The organism is Myxococcus vastator (assembly GCF_010894475.1).
Lineage (GTDB): Bacteria > Myxococcota > Myxococcia > Myxococcales > Myxococcaceae > Myxococcus > Myxococcus vastator.
This window is the reverse complement of record NZ_JAAIYB010000026.1, coordinates 21,489-37,234: the sequence shown is the minus strand read 5'-3', so window position 1 is coordinate 37,234 and position 15,746 is coordinate 21,489. Positions and strand designations below refer to the sequence as shown.

The window sequence follows — 15,746 nt, the reverse complement described above, 5'->3', positions numbered from 1 at the left end:
GCGCTGGCGATGGGGGCGGCGAGGAGCAGGGCGGAGAGCAGGGCGTGCCGGACGCGAGTCATGCGGGGAAGGTCCTTTGAGGAAGAGGCCCCATCATCCCCGAGCGCCCGGCGGGAAGGGACTCGCGCGGCGTGAAGTCGTGTGGCGTGCGTGCGAAGAACCGTGCGAAGCCCGCCATCCGGCTGCGCCGTGCAAGCGTTGCCGCCGTGGCTCGTTTAAGGTGTGTCCATGGCCAAGCGCACGTCCCAGAAGCGTCCGTCGAAGGCGAAGAAGCCCTCCGCGTCGAAGGCAGCGGCGAAGGAGGCCGCCGCCCCGAAGAAGGCCGCCGCCCCGAAGAAGGCCGCCTCCAGGGCTCGCGCCGCGCCCCGTCGGGCCAGCGCGCCGGTGTCCGAGCCCGCGGCCGAGGCGCCTCGGCCCCCCGTGCTGGAAGCCGAGCCCGTGCTGGAGGCCGAGCCCACGCCGCGCCGCCCTGGCCCCAAGGCGCTCCCGTCCGGCGAGCCCGCGGGCCGCGTGCTGCCCTTCGAAATCGACCCCAAGCGCATGGAAGAAGGGCTGCGCAAGCTCCAGGGGGAGATGGTCCACTGGGCCAACAAGGGCCGCTACACGCGGGTGCGCTTCAAGTTCCGGGGCAAGCAGCTGCTCCCGGACCTGCCGCTGGCCGCCGTGGTGGCCGCGGAGGGGCTCACGTTCTACTGGGGCGGCATCCTGCGCGTGCTCGTCGCGAACGTGGTGGGCGGCAGCGTGTTCCAGGTGGAGCTCGTGAATGACGCGGAGAAGCGCGTCCAGGCGGGCAAGGAGGCCCTGCTGTCGGGCGACGTGGACCAGGCGCTGGTGCTCTTCCGGGAGGCCGTGGCCATGGACCGGGACGCTCCCGCCGCGCACCTCAACGTGGGCGTGGCCTTGAAGCTCAAGGGCGACCGGGAAGGGGCCCTGGCGGCGTTCGAAAAAGCGAAGGAACGAGACCCGGAAGGACCAGTGGGAACCGGAGCCGAGCGCCTGGCTGCTCCCCTGCGCCCGCGGGGCTGAAAAAGGCCCGCTCAAGCGTTCAAAAAAGAGTCCCATCCCGGCATCCCGCCGTTCGGGGCGAAAGCCCCTTGTTTCCCCTGTTGACGCTGGGAAATCCAGGGGTTACGAACGCTCACCCACTGGACGGCGGCCCCCATTCGCGGGCCCCTCCGCAGACTTCCAGAGCTCATGGCTGACGACACGACCGACAAGCCGGCATCGCCCTCCGCGCCTCCTCCCCCGGACAGCGCTGGAGAGCTCATTCCCGTCAACATCGAAGACGAGATGCGCCGTTCGTATCTCGACTACTCCATGTCCGTCATCGTGGGGCGCGCGCTGCCCGACGTGCGTGACGGACTCAAGCCCGTGCATCGCCGCGTGCTGTTCGCGATGAATGACCTGGGCAACCTCCACAACCGGGCCTACAAGAAGTCCGCCCGCGTGGTGGGTGACGTCATCGGTAAGTACCACCCGCACGGTGACTCGTCGGTGTATGACGCCATGGTGCGCCTGGCGCAGGAGTGGAGCCTCCGCTACCTGCTGGTGGACGGCCAGGGCAACTTCGGCTCGGTGGACGGCGACTCGCCCGCGGCCATGCGCTACACGGAAGTGCGCATGGAGCGGCTGGCGGAGGACCTGCTGGCGGACATCGACAAGGAGACGGTGGACTTCGGTCCCAACTACGACGACTCGCTGGAAGAGCCGCTCGTCCTCCCATCGAAGTTCCCCAACCTCCTGGTCAACGGCAGCAGCGGCATCGCGGTGGGCATGACCACCAACATCCCGCCGCACAACATGACCGAGGTCATCACCGGCACGCTGCACCTCATCGACAACCCGGGCTGCACGGTCCGTGACTTGATGGAGTTCATCACCGGTCCGGACTTCCCCACCGGCGCCATCATCACCGGGCGCGAGGGCATCGTCCGCGCCTACGAGACGGGCCGCGGTCAGGTCACCATCCGGGCGCGCTCGGACGTCGAGACCTCCAAGAAGGGGGACCGCGAGGCCCTCATCTTCACGGAGATTCCGTACCAGGTGAACAAGGCGCGGCTCATCGAGAAGATCGCCGAGCTGGTGCGCGAGAAGAAGCTGGAGGGCATCAGCGACATCCGCGACGAGAGCGACCGCCAGGGCATGCGCATCGTCATCGAGCTCAAGCGCGATGCGATTGCGCAGGTGGTGCTCAACAACCTGTACGCGATGACGTCGCTGGAGACGACCTTCGGCGCGGTGATGCTGGCCATCGACGGGGGCCAGCCGCGCACGCTCAACCTGAAGGAGATGCTGGACCGGTTCATCGCGCACCGCCGCGACGTGGTGACGCGCCGCACGCGCTACGAGCTGCGCAAGGCGCTGGCGCGCATGCACATCGTCGAAGGTCTGCTCGTCGCGCAGGACCTCATCGACCTGGTGGTCAGCCTCATCCGCGCGTCCAAGGACCCGGACGAGGCGCGCTGGGGCCTGATGCACATCCTGTCGCCCGCGCTGTACGAGCACGAGCGCTTCGCGACCCTCCAGCGCATCGACTACGCGCAGGCGAAGGCGCAGATGGAGCTGCTCGTCTCCCGCGCGCGCAACGAGGAACCCAGCTACGGCGGCCTGGCGCACAAGTACGAGGGCGCGGGCTTCAGCGAGGGCCAGGCGCAGAACATCCTGGAGATGCGGCTGCAGCGGCTCACCGGCCTGCAGCGCGAGGAGCTGTTCCGCGAGCTGATTGGCCTGGTGCGCGACATCGCGCGGCTGCGGGACATCCTGGCCAACGAGAGCAGCCTGCTCAGCGTCATCAAGACGGAGCTCGTGGAGATTCGCGAGCGCTACGGCGACAAGCGCCGCACGGAAATCACCGGCGCCGTGGATGAGATGACCCGCGAGGACCTCATCGCCGAAGAGACGATGGTCGTCACCCTGTCGCACACGGGCTATGTGAAGCGCTCGCCGCTGACGGAGTACCGGGCGCAGAAGCGCGGTGGGCGCGGGAAGACGGGCGCCGCGACGAAGGAAGACGACTTCGTCAGCAAGCTGTTCGTGGCCAGCACGCACGCGTTCCTGATGCCGATTACCACGAAGGGCAAGCTGTACTCGCTGAAGGTGCACCAGATTCCGCAGGCCAGCCGCACGTCGCGCGGCAAGGCCATGGTGAACCTGGTGCAGTTCGGCGAGGGCGAGCGGCTGGCGCAGGTGCTGGTGACGCGGGACTTCCCGGAGAACCGCTACGTCTTCTTCGTGACGAAGCGGGGCGTGGTGAAGCGCACGGACCTGAGCGCGTTCGAGAACGTCCGCTCCAGCGGCATCATCGCGCTGGGCATCGACGACGGGGACGAACTGGTGGCGGTGATGATTACCGACGGCAGCAAGGACATCCTGCTGTCGACGGCGTCGGGCATGAGCATCCGCTTCCCGGAGACGGAGGTCCGCTCCATGGGCCGCCAGGCCTACGGCGTGAAGGGAATCACGCTGGAGGACGGCGACCAGGTGGTGGGCGCCGACATGGTGGAGACGGACACGGCCATCCTCACGGTGACGGAGAACGGCTACGGCAAGCGGACGCAGGAGACCGAGTACCGGCAGCAGGGCCGTGGCGGCAAGGGCATCATCGACATCAAGACCACCGAGCGGAACGGCAAGGTGGTGGGTCTGCTCCAGGTGAAGGAGTCGGACGAGGTGATGATCGTCACCAACGGCGGCATGCTCATCCGCATGCGGGTGAAGGAAATCTCCGTCATCGGCCGCAACACGCAGGGCGTGCGGCTGATTGCGCTGGAGAACGAGCAGGAGAAGGTCATGGCCATCTCCAAGCTGCCCGAGAGCGATGAGACGGAGGAGAACGGCGAGGCGGTGACTCCCGTGGAGAGCGTGGACGCCACGGGTGAGGCCGCGGCTCCGGTGGAGGCCACGGGTGAGGCCACGGCCTCGGTGGAAGCCGCTGCCGAGCCGGCCCCGGCGCCCGAGGAGGGTGGTACCCCGGGTGACGAGGAGCCCACTCAGGGCTGAATCGTCCGTTGAATTGCCGGAAGGCTGACTGACGGGGACGCGGCGGAAGTCGCGTCCCCGTTGTCACTCAAGGCGCATCATCCAGCAGGTTGAGCTGACCCTGCGCAACGGCACGGTAGTGTGGCACCACCTCGGCGGCCAACACGTCCCGCATTTCCTGGCGGGCACTGTCGAGGTCACCCGCGCGCTTGTGTTGGTACATCCCAAGGCTTACGAGCACACATCCCAAAGGTGTGGCAGTGTTCTTGATTTTCATTGAATACTGCTTAGCGCAGTTCCGCGGGAAGCCGGCTGACATCCAACTTCGGCACACCCACCTGCGTCACCGCCTGCGCGCCAAACCAGTTCGCCAGCGCGGCGCAGCGCTCGAACGGCAGCCCCCGCAGCAGTCCCAGCGTGAAGCCCGCGAGGAAGCAGTCCCCCGCGCCCGTGGCATCCACTTCCGCCACCGCCACCGTGGGCACGTCGATGCGCGCATCCGCCGTGAGCACCGTGCAGCCCCGCGCCCCGCGCGTCACCACCAGGCACGTTCGCTGGCGCACCCGCTCGATGTCCATCGCCCGGGCTTCCTCCTCGCTGGCCTTCAGCACCCGGAGCCGCTCCAGCAGCCCCGCGAAGGGCGTGTCCTCCAAGCGGAGGTTGAGCACCCGTCCGTCATCATCGAATGCCCGAAGCAACCCCTGCGCGTCCGCCAGCACATGCCGCGCCCGCTCGGAGGCGCGGAGCAGCGTCTCCGGCAGCACCTCACCCGCCACGCCGCACGCCAGCGCCACGCGCGCGTCCACAGTGATGTCCGTGGGGAGAATCGGCTCCGCCTTCGCGCTGACGCGAAGGGTCCGCGCCTCCCCCTCGAAGTCCGCGATGAACTGCGTGGTGCGCGTCCCCGGAACGATGCGCGGCGGATACCGGACCGCGTCGCTGTAGCGGAAGTCCTCGCCAGCCACCGCGGCCACCGCGTACTCCAGTCCCATCGCCTCCAGGACGGACGCGATGTACGCCGCCGACCCGCCGAGCGCATGTGTCTGCCGCCCGGGGCCATGCCGGAGCAGGTCGTGGCAGTAGCTCCCTACCACCAGCACATCGCGCAGGGACGCGTCACCCATGACCGCGCGTTCTACTTCCGGGTGAAGTCTTTCGGCACGGGAACCCCCGCGGCTTTGTCGTCCGTCCAGGCGATGTTGAGAATCCACCAGCGCTTCCCATCGAAGACGAGCTGCAAGCTGTTGACGCCCGTGGCCATCACCGGCCCGTCCACGGCTTCACGCGTCTCATACGCGCTCAGCACCTGGACCAGGTCGCCATAGCCAGACACCTGCCGACGCGTCTCCTTCTCGAAGAACCCCCGCTTGTCGAAGGCCACCGAGGCGGAGGTGGCGTAGTCATCCGGCGTGAAGGGCGTGGCCGCGGGCCCCTTGCCGTCCTTCGGCCGGCGGATGGGAATCATCTGCGCGCCCGGGTGGAAGAGGGCGCGGAAGCGCCGCCAGTCGCGCGCCTGTCCCGCCGGGCCGCTGATGACGTCGTAGAGCGCGGCGATGACGGCGTCGATGGAGCGCACGTCCTCGGGGCGAGGCGCGGGGGCGAGCTGGAGCGCGCTCCGGGTTCGCTCGGCGGCGGCCTTCATCGGGTTGGGCGTGGAGACGGCAGGCTTCGGGGACGCGGGCGCCTGCGCGAGGGCGGCGGGCGCGGCGAGCAGAGCGGCGGCGGCACAGGCGGCGACGAGCGGGCGCGGCATGGTGTCTCCACGGTGGCGGGAGGTGGGGGCCCGCGAGGCTACTCCGGGCCGCGAAGGAACGCTGGCGTCACCTGCTTCGCGCTTCACCCGGCGCCCGCGCGCAATCGGTGGAAGCGGGGGAGGCCGTCCGTTAGGGTGCCGGCCCATGGTTCGACTCCTCCTCGCCTCCCTGGTCCTGACCCTGGCCTCCCCCGCGCTCGCGGCGGAGACGCTCACCATCTACTCCGGCCGCAACGAGAAGCTCGTGGGCCCGCTCCTCAAGAAGTTCACCGCGAAGACGGGCGTCGAGGTGAAGGTGCGCTACGGCGAGACGCCGCAGCTCGCCGCCACGTTGCTGGAGGAGGGCGCGAAGACGCCCGCCGACGTGTTCTTCGCGCAGGACGCGGGGGCGCTCGGCGCGCTGGCGAAGGCGGGCCAGCTGCAGGCGCTGCCCAAGCAGACGCTGGACAAGGTGGACGCGCGCTTCCGCTCACCGCAGGGCGTGTGGGTGGGCACCAGCGGCCGGGCGCGCGTGGTGGCCTACAACACGAAGAAGGTGAAGGCGGACACGCTGCCCAAGAGCATCCTCGGCTTCACGGATGCGAAGTGGAAGGGCCGCCTGGGCTGGGCGCCCACCAACGCCTCGTTCCAGGCCTTCGTCACCGCGCTGCGCCTGCTCAAGGGCGACGAGGCCGCGACGCAGTGGCTCAAGGGCATCCAGGCCAACGCGCCGCGCGTCTACAAGAACAACTCCGCCATCATCGAGGCGCTGGGGCGCGGTGAAATCGACGCGGGCTTCGTGAACCACTACTACCTGTTCTCCGCGAAGAAGAACAATCCGGACCTGCCCGTGGCCAACTACTTCGTCGCCGCGGGGGACCCGGGCGCGCTGGTGAACGTGGCGGGCGTGGCCATCCTCAAGGGCTCGAAGAACACGGACGCGGCGAAGAAGCTGGCCGCGTACCTGCTGGACACGGAGGCGCAGGCGTACTTCGCGCAGGAGACGTCCGAGTTCCCGCTGGTGCCGGGCGCGAAGCTGGCCGAAGGCCTGCCCCCGCTCGACAAGGTGGGCTCGCCCGACCTGGACCTGTCCAGGCTGGATGACCTGCGCGGCACCGTGAAGCTGCTCCAGGACACCGGCGTCCTCTGATGCGCCGTCGTACCCCGGTGGGGTTGTGGGTGGCCGGCGTGGCCATGGCCGCGCTGGCGCTGGTGCCCGCGGTGTACCTGGGCGTGCGCGCCGTGGAAGCGGACGCGGACGCCTGGGGCCTGCTGCTGCGGGACAGGACGTGGGGCCTGCTGGGCCGCACGTTGGGGCTCGCGGCGGCGGTGACGGGCTGCGCGGCGCTGCTGTCGCTGCCGCTGGCCTGGCTCACCGCGCGCACGGACCTGCCGGGGCGCCGTCTATGGACGGTGTTGCTGTGTGTGCCGTTGGCGGTGCCCACGTTCGTCAGCGGCTACGTGCTGCTGGCGGCGTTCGGCGTGGGCGGCGCGCTGGAAGAGCCCCTGACGCGCTGGGGCCTCCCGGTGCCACCCGTGTATGGCTTTCCCGGAGCGCTGCTGGCGCTGACGGTGTCGACGTATCCGTACTTCTTCCTCGCGCTGCGCGCCGGGCTGCAGTCCCAGGACCCGGCGTGGCTGGAGGGGGCGAGGAGCCTGGGGCTCACGCCTGCTCGGGCCTTCTTGCGCATCACCGTGCCCCTGCTGCGTCCGGCCTTCGCGTCTGGCGCGCTGCTGGTGGGCCTGTACGTCCTCTCCGACTTCGGCGCGGTCGCGCTGCTGCAGTACGACGCCTTCTCGCGCGCCATCTATGTGCAGTACGAAGGCGCGTATGACCGCAGCTACGCGGCGCTGCTCGGGCTGGCGCTGGTGTCCGTGACGGTGGGCGTGCTGGCCCTGGAGCTGTGGCTGCGCGGCCGGGCGAGCTACCACCGCAGCGCGAAGGGGGCCGCGCGGGCCTCTTCGCTCGTACAGTTGGGCCGCTGGCGCGTGCCGGCGCTGCTCCTGTGCGGCGCGGTGGTGGCGGTGGGCGTGGGGCTGCCGGTGGGCGTGCTCGTCTACTGGGGCGTGCAGGGGTTGTCGGTGGAGTCGGGGCCGATGATGGGGCCCACGTGGAACTCGGTGAGCGCCTCCATGCTGGGCGCGGTGGCGGCGGTGGTGGGCGCGTTGCCGCTGGCCTTCCTCGCGGTGCGCTACCCGAGCCGCCTCACGGTGGCGCTGGAGCGCGTGTCCTACGCGGGCTATGCGCTGCCGCCCATCGTGCTGGCGCTGTCGCTCGTCTTCCTGGGCGTGCAGGCGGTGCCCTTCCTCTACGGCACCCTGGTCATGCTGGTGCTGGCCTACGTGGTGCGCTTCCTGCCGCAGGCGGTGGGCGTAGTGCGCGCGTCGCTGCTCCAGCTCAACCCGCACCTGCCGGAGGCCGCGGCGTCGCTCGGGCAGCCTCCGTCCGGCGTGCTGCGCCGGGTGACGGCGCCGCTGCTGCGGCCCGGGCTGCTGGCGGGCGCGGCGCTCGTCTTCCTCACGGCGATGAAGGAGCTCCCGGCCACGTTGCTGCTGGCCCCCATCGGCTTCGAGACGCTCGCCACGCGCGTCTGGGGCGCCACGGCCGAGGGCCGCTTCGCCGAGGCCGCGCTGCCGGCGCTGGTGCTGATGGCCGTCTCCACACTGGGGGTGGGGCTGCTGGTGTCGCAAGAGGGCAGCGCGTCTCCGGGTTGAGCCAAAGCGCCCGGACCCGCGGGAACGCGGTAGGGTGCGCCGCCCGCCATGCCCCTGCTTTCGCTCGATGACGTCACCCTTCGTTATGCCTCCAGCGGTACCGCCGCGGTGGACGGCCTGTCCCTGGCGGTGGAGCCCGGCGAGGTGCTGGCCCTGCTGGGCCCGTCGGGGTGTGGCAAGACGACGACGCTGCGGCTGGTCGCGGGCTTCGAGCGCCCCAACGGCGGCACCGTCATGCTGGAGGGCCGCACCCTGGCCAGCTCCGGCGCCTTCGTGCCGCCCGAGCAGCGCAGCGTGGGCATGGTGTTCCAGGACTACGCGCTCTTCCCGCACCTGTCCGTGGTGGAGAACGTGGCCTTTGGCCTCACCGCGCTGCCGCGCCAGGAGGCCCGTGCTCGCGCGAGCCACATGCTGAAGCTCTTCGGCCTGGAGGGCTTCGAGTCGCGCATGCCGCACGCGCTCTCGGGTGGGCAGCAGCAGCGCGTGGCGCTGGCCCGCGCGCTGGCTCCAGGTCCGCGGGTGCTGCTGCTCGACGAGCCCTTCTCCAGCCTGGACAGCGCGCTGCGGGCCTCCACGCGGATGGAGGTCCGGCGGGCGCTGAAGTCGCTGGGGGCCACGGTGATGCTCGTCACGCATGACCAGCAGGAGGCCATGGCCTTCGCGGACCGGCTGGCGGTGATGCGGGCAGGCAAGGTGGAGCAGGTGGGCACGCCGGAGGCCGTCTATGCCACGCCGCGCACGGCCTTCGTGGCGTACTTCCTGGGCGGCACCAACCTGCTGCCGGGCGTGGGCTTTGGCAATGGCGCCCGGACGCTGCTCGGCATCCTTCCGGTGACGGGCGCGCCGGCGAAGGGCAACGTGCTGCTGTCGCTGCGGCCCGAGGCGATGCGACTGGTTCCGGACACGGACGGCGTCGCGCTGGGCGGCGCGCTGCGAGCGGAGGTGCTGACGCGCGAGTTCCAGGGACCCGCCGCCGAGTTCACCGTGGCCTGCAACGGCCTGGAGCTCACCGTGCGCGGCGCGCCGGACCTGCCGCTGCGCGCGGGCGACCGGGCGAGGCTGGAGGTGGTGGGCCGCGCGATGGTGCTGGAGGACACTCCGGACTGAGCCTGGCTGTCCTCCGGGCGGCCGGACGGCATACGCTAGGTATGGGCTGGGGCCGCAATCACCCGGGCCCCTCGTGCGTAGAGGTAGGTATGAACATCGCAGGCCTTCGTGGAATGGGGAGCCGTTTCTTCCGGTACGTGCGCGACCCGCACGTAGCGCTCTGGCGGAAGCTCGCCGGGGTGATGGCGGTGGTCTACTTCCTGTCGCCCGTGGACGCGCTGCCGGACGTGATTCCGGTGCTCGGCTGGCTGGATGACCTGGGCGTGTTGTCCGCCGCCGCCTTCTTCATGGTGCGCGAGGTGCAGCGCCACCAGGTCGCCGTCGCGGGAGAGGATGCGCAGCCGGGTGTCGCCGCCCCGGCGAGCAGCAAGACTGTCTAGGTCGCTGGGCACCCCCGTGACGCGGGGTGAGAGTGCCTTGTCGGGCCCGGGGCACCCGTGGTTTGTGCGCCAGGAAGACTGCCGCACGGAGCCTGGATGCCCGGTTCGCAAGGAAGCGTCGTTCTCATCACCGGTGCGTCGTCCGGCATCGGCAAGGCGTGCGCGGAGCTGCTGAGCGCTCGCGGCTACACCGTCTACGGCACCAGCCGCCGCCCCGTGGAGGCCGCGCCGCCGGGCTACCGGATGCTGGCGCTGGACGTCACCCAGGATGACTCCGTGCAGCGGGCCGTGGAGACGGTGCTGGCGCGTGAGGGCCGCATCGACGTGGTGGTGAACAACGCGGGCCACGCGCTCGCGGGCGCCGCCGAGGACACCTCCATCGAGGAAGCGCGCGCGCAGCTGGACGTCAACTTCCTGGGTGCGCTGCGCATGTGCAAGGCGGTGCTGCCGTCGATGCGCGAGCGGCGCTCCGGCCGCATCATCCAGGTCAGCTCCCTGGGCGGGCAGGTGGGGTTGCCCTTCCAGTCGCTCTACAGCGCCAGCAAGTTCGCCCTGGAGGGCTTCACCGAGGCGCTGCGCCAGGAGGTGGCCGAGTTCGGCATCGAGGCGACGCTGGTGCAGCCCGGAGACGTGCGGACGCACATCACCCGGAACCGCGTGTGTGTCGCGAAGGCGGGCGCGGGCTCCGCGTACCAGGAGCGCTTCGAGGCCGGGCTGAAGGCCATCGAGTCCGGTGAACGCGAGGGCCTCTCCGCGGAGGCCGTGGCGAAGAAGGTGCTGGAGGTGATGGAGCGCGGTGCGCCTCGCGTGCGCTACCCGGTGGCCCAACTGGCGCAGCGGGTGGCGGTGGTGGCGAAGACGGTGCTGCCCTCGCGCACCTTCGAGCAGCTGGTGATGTCCATCTACGGCCTGCGCCGCCGCTGATCGCGGCTAGAACCGGCCCACCATGGACACGCCCGTGCCCCCACGCGACGTGGTGAGCGGTGCCAGCGTCACCTGGGGCGCGTCCGGGAGGTCGAAGTTCCGGGTGAGGTACGTGGTGAGGACCAGGCCGCCCAGCACGCCAATGCCGGTGCCCAGGAGGATGGCGTCTCCGGCGTCGTTGCCCGCGGTGAGGTAGACGCCGCTGGCGCCCACCAGCCCGCCGAGGATGCCGCCCGCGTCGATGATGAGCATGCGGCCCCGGGACACCGGCACGTACTTCGACAGGATGGCCATCGACAGGATGCCCGCGGCCGTGGCGCCCAGCTCGGCGGCGAAGAAGCCCTGCGTGTCGCTGCTGTCCGAAGTCGCCAGGAACAGCGCCGTCACCACGCCGGCCCAGAGGCCACCCGAGTTGGCCAGGGACACCTGCCCCGAGGTGGGGCTCACCAGGTGCGCCAGCAGCACGCCCACGCCGGTGAAGCCGGCCCCGCCGAGGATGGCGGCGCCCAGGGCATCGTCACCCTCCAAGTCAAAGGCGAGCAGCGTCGCGACACCGAACCAGAAACCCCACACGGTGCCGGAGTTGATGACGGCGGCCTGCCCATCCGTCACGCCGCCCCGGGTGAGCAGCCACGAGCTGGCGGCGCCCGCCCCGGCGCCCAGCAGCGACGCCGCGGCGTACCCCTTGCCGCTGCAATCTCCAATGGCGCACAGGAGGACACCTTGGGCCACGCCGTGCAGCGTCTGCGCCACGACGAGCGAGGCGCGTGCGGCGTTGGAGTGTGGCTCGCGCCCCAGCTCGCTCGCGGCGGCGGTGGCCAGCCGGCCCCCGGGCACGAGCCGGGTCCGGGAGAGCCGGGCCAGCTCGGTGGCGTAGGGGTGCTGTGGACAGGCGGCGAGCACCCGCTCGAACAGCGCGAGCGCCTTCGCGTCATCGCCGCTCACGAGCGCGTCGAAGCCCGCCGAGTAATCCGCTTCGGAGCTGGCCGCACAGGCCTCGGGCGTGGAGACCAGGGGCGGCGAGGTGACCGTCTCCGGTGTCGGGACCTCGGGAGCGGGCGGAGTCTCCGGGGACTGAGCTGCGAGCGTGGCAAGCAGGAGGAGCGTGGCGAGCGTCATGGCGCCCGGCACTGTATGCGAAGCGCGGCGGCGGCATGTGTCAGTCATGCCGCCGCCTGTTCGCGGTGCGTCAGCGCGCGGCCAGCGTGTCGACGTGCTCGCGCAGGGCCACCTCGTTGCCCAGCCGGCCGGTGAGGCCGGCCAGCGGCCTCGCGGCCTGCTCGATGCGGCCCCGGGTGCGCGGCCCCGCCGCGGCCAGCCACGCCACGCCCAGCGCCAGCTCCGCCACCTGCGCGTCCCCGCCGATGCTCGCGGCCAGGGACAGCAGGGCCTCCACCGCCTTCTTCACCTGCGCGCCGTGCAGCGGGTGGCTGCTGGTGATGCCCTCGCGCAGCAGCGTCAGCAGGGCCAGCGCCGTGGCGCGTGCCTGCCGCACGGGCTCGGAGCCTTCGCCGGTGCCGTCCCAGAGCCCATTGGCGAGCTGCCTCGACAGCAGGCTCTCCGCGCCCATGTCGACACCGCCCTCGGACGCCGGAGCCTCCGCGAGGTACGCGTCGGACTCCTCGGCCTCCGCCTCCTTCAGCGGCTCCGAGGCCGGCGCACCGTCGAAGAAGCGGGAGAGGATGCCTCCCTTCTCGCGCTTCTTCTTGGCGGCCTTGCTCCGCTCGAGCGGCTCGCGCCTCATCTCCATCCAGTCCGTGGTGCCATCATCGGCATCCATGGAGGGCGCGCTCTGCGCGGGCGCGGGCGCTGCTCGGGCAGGGGTGATGCGCCGCACTTGAATCAGCGGACGAGCCCCGGAGGCGGGAGCTGCGGCCGACGGAGGCGGCATGCCGCCCCTGGCGGCCATCCGTCCGCGCCGGGGAACGGCGCCACCGATTTCGGCCTGCTCCTTCTTCGCGCCGCCGAACATGTCCCAGCCCGCGGGCGCATTCACGGGGACGACGCGCGTATGGGCCTGCCCAGAGGTGCGCCGCTCGCCCTTGCGCTCCTCCACCACGACGAACGAGGTGTACCGGGTGACAATCTGGTGCGCGACGGCCAGCTCGACGATGCGCTGCTTCATGGACTCCGCGCGGCGTCCGGTGAGCTGCGCGGCCTCCCAGCCGCGGATGCGCTCGGCGGCCCACAACTTCTCCACCGCCGGCCGGTCCGACACCGCGGGCAGGTCCACGCGGACGGTGAGCGAGAAGGGCTCCCGGCCCGAGCGCCCCCGCAGCGTCACCGTGCCCGTCCCGGGCGAGGCATAGCGGCCCAGCAGCGTCCAGGGCACGCCATCCACCAGGGGCGGGAGCTCGGCGGGCGCCAGCTCCACACACTCCACGCCGTCGAAGCGGACCTCCAGCTCGGTGACCCGCGGCGCCAGCGCGCGGGAGAACTGCGCCACCACCTTGTCGTCGATGCGCTCGCCCGGGTGGATGAACTCCACGTCGCCGCCCGTCTGCTTCGCCAGGTCCCGCAGCAGCACGTCGCTGACGTTGGTGCCGATGCCGAACGAGTACACCCGCGCCGTCTTCCGCGCCGCGAGCACCTCGCGGAGAATCTCCGACTCGTTGCCCACCTGGCCGTCCGTGAGCAGCACGATGACGCCGTCGGGAGCCGCCTGCACCGCGGCGCGCATGGGCGCGAGCAGCTCCGTGCCGCCATTGGCGTTCAGCGCGGCCACCCAGCGGTCCGCCTCCTCGAGCGTGCGCTGCGTGAAGGGCACGGGCTCGGGCTGGAACGAGCGGAAGCGACTCTCGAACGCGATGACGTTGAACCGGTCGCCCTCGCGCAGGTGGCGCAGGCACAGCCGGAGCGCGGCCTGGGCCTGGGGCAGGCTCTCACCGGCCATGGAGCCGGAGACGTCCACGACGAGCACCACCTCCTGCTTGGGGGGCGCGGAGGCCATGGCCAGCAGGTCCGGCACCACGGTGAGCGCGAAGGTGCCCGGGCCGCCCTCCGCCTTGCGGTGGGTGACGAGCGGCGTGAACACCGCGCTGCTGTCCGGGCTGCGCAGGCTCAGCACCAGGTCGCGGTCCAGGGACACCTCGCCGCGCGAGAAGCCGACGCGCACGCGGGTGCCTTCCTCCTTCGTGACGGTGATGGCGTGGGACGGGCTCTCCACCACCACCTCGCGGCCCAGGTCCACGAGCAGGTCCATGCGCAGGCCGTAGTGCACGTTGCCCACGGGCGGGGTGATGCGGTCCGCGTCCGGCACCTGGCCCGTGGGCTCCGCGCTGCCGTGGCCGGTGCGGTCGCCCGTGCTCGCTCCGGGGATGTAGCGAGGCGCCACCAGCGTGGGCAGCATCCAGCGCACGCTGCCCTCCTCGGCGGTGACGGCCTGGAGGAACTCCACCTCCACCACCGTCTCCTCGCCGGGCAGCAGGTTGCCCACCTGCGCGGTGAAGACGTTGCGCCGCTCCTCGTCCAGCAGCGCCGCGCCGTGGCCCGCGGTGACGGCGTCGTCGTAGGTGCGGAAGGCCTCTTCACGCTCCCGCACCACGCCTTCGATGCGCCGCCCGGCGCACGTCATGGAGAAGGCGGAGAGGGTGCCATCGGAGGGGAGGGGGAAGGTGTAGACGGCCTCCACCGGCTGGTGCTCGTCGTTGCGATAGCGCTGGCGAACGCGCACGCGCGCATGGCCGCCGAGGAGCTCGCCCGTGACTTCAACACCCTGGAGGGGGACCTGCGTGCCGTTGCGCGTGTACAGCCCAGCCTTCTCGTTGGTCATGGCTTCTCCCTTTCCTGAAACTCCGCGATGAGGGCGCGAACGCGTTCCGCGAGCGCCCGGGTCTTCGTGTCCGCTGCTTCCGAGACGTGCAGCTCCAGCCCTGGGAGCAGCTCCCAGCGCTCGTAACGCTTCAGGCCCGTGGCCGGGTCTGGTGGCGCCACCACGGCGGACCCCGGCGCCGGCTGCGCGTACACCGGGGGCGTGGGGGTCGCGTCCGAGTCGGCGAGCTGGCGCAGCTCATCGAGGCTCAGGCGCTGCAGCTCCGCCTGGATGGCATCCAGGGGAAGGAACCGCGCCTGCAGGACGCGGATGGCCTTGAGCCGCACGAGGTGCGCTTCCCCGTACACGGTGTCGGGCCCCCGGAAGGGGGGCGCGGGAAGCAGGCCGCGTTGGACGTAGTAGCGCACCGTCCGCGGCGAGACGCCCACCGCCTCGGCCAGCTCCGTCAGCTTCCATTCGCTCTGTGTCTTCGGCGTGCTCACGGTTCAGACAGTATGACTCGACATTGATGGTGTCAAGTTGCCACTGGTGAATTGTCAGCGGCTCTGGGTGGAGTCTTGACAGTGCTGCTGCCGAGTCCTGATACCTGGCGCTTGGTCGCTGTCATGACCCGGTGGCGGGGGAGGTGCGCGGAGGTGTTGCGTCAGTCGGGGTGGGGTGGAACAGAGGAGGGCATGAATGGCCTCGCGGAAGTCGTGGACCTCTCTTCCATCCGGCTCATCGGCACGGCGGTGACGCCCGCGGTGATGGTGTCGGCGTGCGGCATCGTGGCGACAGGGCTGGACAACCAGATTGCGCGCATGACGGCGCGCATCCGGGAGATGGTGCGGGAGTGGCGGCTGCTGCCGGAGGGGCACACCCGGCGCGCGGTGCTGCGCCAGGAGGTCGCCATCCTGGACCGGCGGCACGCCATCCTCGCCCGGGCGATTGCCTTCACCTACACGGCGCTGCTGGCCTTCGTGGTGACGTCGCTGCTGTACCTGACGAAGCGGCAGACGCAGCTCCCCGAGGCCCTGCCGGTGGTGTCCTTCTCGTTGGGCGTGGTGCTGCTGGGCGCGACGGCGCTGCTCGTGCTGGCGTCGCTGCGGCTGAGCCGGCGCGCCATCAAGCTGGAGCGGCAGGAGCTCTTCGAGTAGCG

Annotated in this window: 14 protein-coding genes; 8 read left to right on the top strand and 6 right to left on the bottom strand. The window is 71.0% G+C overall.

Annotation, left to right across the window (positions count from 1 at the left end; all coding sequences use genetic code 11):
* Positions 1 to 228: 228 nt before the first annotated feature.
* Complete coding sequence (locus G4D87_RS04585) at positions 229 to 1,026, top strand: tetratricopeptide repeat protein (protein WP_163779327.1); 798 nt, start codon at positions 229 to 231, stop codon at positions 1,024 to 1,026.
* Positions 1,027 to 1,194: 168 nt separating this feature from the next.
* Positions 1,195 to 3,999: a DNA gyrase subunit A gene (gene gyrA, locus G4D87_RS04580; protein WP_163779325.1), complete on the top strand. Its 2,805-nt coding sequence runs from the start codon at positions 1,195 to 1,197 to the stop codon at positions 3,997 to 3,999.
* Positions 4,000 to 4,066: 67 nt separating this feature from the next.
* Here gyrA and G4D87_RS04575 read toward each other — a convergent pair whose 3' ends face one another.
* The 3 genes from G4D87_RS04575 to G4D87_RS04565 are packed head-to-tail and all read right to left on the bottom strand — an operon-like array spanning position 4,067 to position 5,731.
* Complete coding sequence (locus G4D87_RS04575; RefSeq protein ID WP_371928480.1) at positions 4,067 to 4,255, bottom strand: DUF2379 family protein; 189 nt, start codon at positions 4,253 to 4,255, stop codon at positions 4,067 to 4,069.
* A gap of 10 nt (positions 4,256 to 4,265) precedes the next feature.
* Entirely contained in the window at positions 4,266 to 5,102 is an 837-nt protein-coding gene (locus tag G4D87_RS04570; RefSeq protein WP_163779323.1) for a PfkB family carbohydrate kinase, read from the bottom strand.
* A gap of 11 nt (positions 5,103 to 5,113) precedes the next feature.
* Positions 5,114 to 5,731, bottom strand: coding sequence for a nuclear transport factor 2 family protein (locus G4D87_RS04565; RefSeq protein ID WP_163779321.1), 618 nt, complete (start codon positions 5,729 to 5,731; stop codon positions 5,114 to 5,116).
* A gap of 145 nt (positions 5,732 to 5,876) precedes the next feature.
* Between G4D87_RS04565 and G4D87_RS04560 the strand changes: the two genes are divergently transcribed.
* The 5 genes from G4D87_RS04560 to G4D87_RS04540 all read left to right on the top strand — a co-directional run bounded on the left by G4D87_RS04560 (position 5,877) and on the right by G4D87_RS04540 (position 10,836).
* Positions 5,877 to 6,860 carry an iron ABC transporter substrate-binding protein gene (locus tag G4D87_RS04560; RefSeq protein WP_163779319.1) on the top strand — a complete coding sequence of 328 codons (984 nt, stop codon included), beginning with the start codon at positions 5,877 to 5,879 and terminating at the stop codon, positions 6,858 to 6,860.
* Positions 6,860 to 8,425, top strand: a complete 1,566-nt coding sequence (locus G4D87_RS04555) for an ABC transporter permease (RefSeq protein WP_163779317.1) — start codon at positions 6,860 to 6,862, stop codon at positions 8,423 to 8,425. Before G4D87_RS04560 ends, G4D87_RS04555 begins: the two co-directional genes overlap by 1 nt.
* A 48-nt stretch (positions 8,426 to 8,473) precedes the next feature.
* Complete coding sequence (locus G4D87_RS04550; protein ID WP_163779315.1) at positions 8,474 to 9,532, top strand: ABC transporter ATP-binding protein; 1,059 nt, start codon at positions 8,474 to 8,476, stop codon at positions 9,530 to 9,532.
* Between the two features lie 89 nt (positions 9,533 to 9,621).
* On the top strand, positions 9,622 to 9,912 hold the full coding sequence (locus tag G4D87_RS04545; protein ID WP_371928479.1) for a YkvA family protein: 291 nt from the start codon (positions 9,622 to 9,624) through the stop codon (positions 9,910 to 9,912).
* Positions 9,913 to 10,008: 96 nt separating this feature from the next.
* Positions 10,009 to 10,836, top strand: a complete 828-nt coding sequence (locus G4D87_RS04540; RefSeq protein WP_163779311.1) for an SDR family oxidoreductase — start codon at positions 10,009 to 10,011, stop codon at positions 10,834 to 10,836.
* A gap of 6 nt (positions 10,837 to 10,842) precedes the next feature.
* On the opposite strand, the gene G4D87_RS04535 is transcribed toward G4D87_RS04540, so the two are convergent.
* The 3 genes from G4D87_RS04535 to G4D87_RS04525 form a co-directional block, all read right to left on the bottom strand.
* Complete coding sequence (locus G4D87_RS04535; protein WP_240358004.1) at positions 10,843 to 11,955, bottom strand: tol-pal system YbgF family protein; 1,113 nt, start codon at positions 11,953 to 11,955, stop codon at positions 10,843 to 10,845.
* Positions 11,956 to 12,025: 70 nt separating this feature from the next.
* Positions 12,026 to 14,608 (bottom strand): VIT domain-containing protein, encoded by a 2,583-nt coding sequence (locus G4D87_RS04530; RefSeq protein WP_163779307.1) that lies wholly within the window; start codon positions 14,606 to 14,608, stop codon positions 12,026 to 12,028.
* Entirely contained in the window at positions 14,605 to 15,090 is a 486-nt protein-coding gene (locus G4D87_RS04525; protein WP_163779305.1) for a MerR family transcriptional regulator, read from the bottom strand. Before G4D87_RS04525 ends, G4D87_RS04530 begins: the two co-directional genes overlap by 4 nt.
* 192 nt (positions 15,091 to 15,282) lie before the next feature.
* Between G4D87_RS04525 and G4D87_RS04520 the strand changes: the two genes are divergently transcribed.
* Positions 15,283 to 15,744 (top strand): DUF2721 domain-containing protein, encoded by a 462-nt coding sequence (locus tag G4D87_RS04520; protein ID WP_163779303.1) that lies wholly within the window; start codon positions 15,283 to 15,285, stop codon positions 15,742 to 15,744.
* The last annotated feature ends 2 nt before the right edge of the window (positions 15,745 to 15,746 follow it).

Excerpts from the sequence above, each read along its gene's own strand:
- G4D87_RS04585 (WP_163779327.1), top strand. The coding sequence starts at position 229 with ATGGCCAAGCGCACGTCCCAGAAGCGTCCGTCGAAGGCGAAGAAGCCC.
- gyrA (WP_163779325.1), top strand. The coding sequence starts at position 1,195 with ATGGCTGACGACACGACCGACAAGCCGGCATCGCCCTCCGCGCCTCCT.
- G4D87_RS04575 (WP_371928480.1), bottom strand. The coding sequence starts at position 4,255 with ATGAAAATCAAGAACACTGCCACACCTTTGGGATGTGTGCTCGTAAGC.
- G4D87_RS04570 (WP_163779323.1), bottom strand. The coding sequence starts at position 5,102 with ATGGGTGACGCGTCCCTGCGCGATGTGCTGGTGGTAGGGAGCTACTGC.
- G4D87_RS04565 (WP_163779321.1), bottom strand. The coding sequence starts at position 5,731 with ATGCCGCGCCCGCTCGTCGCCGCCTGTGCCGCCGCCGCTCTGCTCGCC.
- G4D87_RS04560 (WP_163779319.1), top strand. The coding sequence starts at position 5,877 with ATGGTTCGACTCCTCCTCGCCTCCCTGGTCCTGACCCTGGCCTCCCCC.
- G4D87_RS04555 (WP_163779317.1), top strand. The coding sequence starts at position 6,860 with ATGCGCCGTCGTACCCCGGTGGGGTTGTGGGTGGCCGGCGTGGCCATG.
- G4D87_RS04550 (WP_163779315.1), top strand. The coding sequence starts at position 8,474 with ATGCCCCTGCTTTCGCTCGATGACGTCACCCTTCGTTATGCCTCCAGC.
- G4D87_RS04545 (WP_371928479.1), top strand. The coding sequence starts at position 9,622 with ATGAACATCGCAGGCCTTCGTGGAATGGGGAGCCGTTTCTTCCGGTAC.
- G4D87_RS04540 (WP_163779311.1), top strand. The coding sequence starts at position 10,009 with ATGCCCGGTTCGCAAGGAAGCGTCGTTCTCATCACCGGTGCGTCGTCC.
- G4D87_RS04535 (WP_240358004.1), bottom strand. The coding sequence starts at position 11,955 with ATGACGCTCGCCACGCTCCTCCTGCTTGCCACGCTCGCAGCTCAGTCC.
- G4D87_RS04530 (WP_163779307.1), bottom strand. The coding sequence starts at position 14,608 with ATGACCAACGAGAAGGCTGGGCTGTACACGCGCAACGGCACGCAGGTC.
- G4D87_RS04520 (WP_163779303.1), top strand. The coding sequence starts at position 15,283 with ATGAATGGCCTCGCGGAAGTCGTGGACCTCTCTTCCATCCGGCTCATC.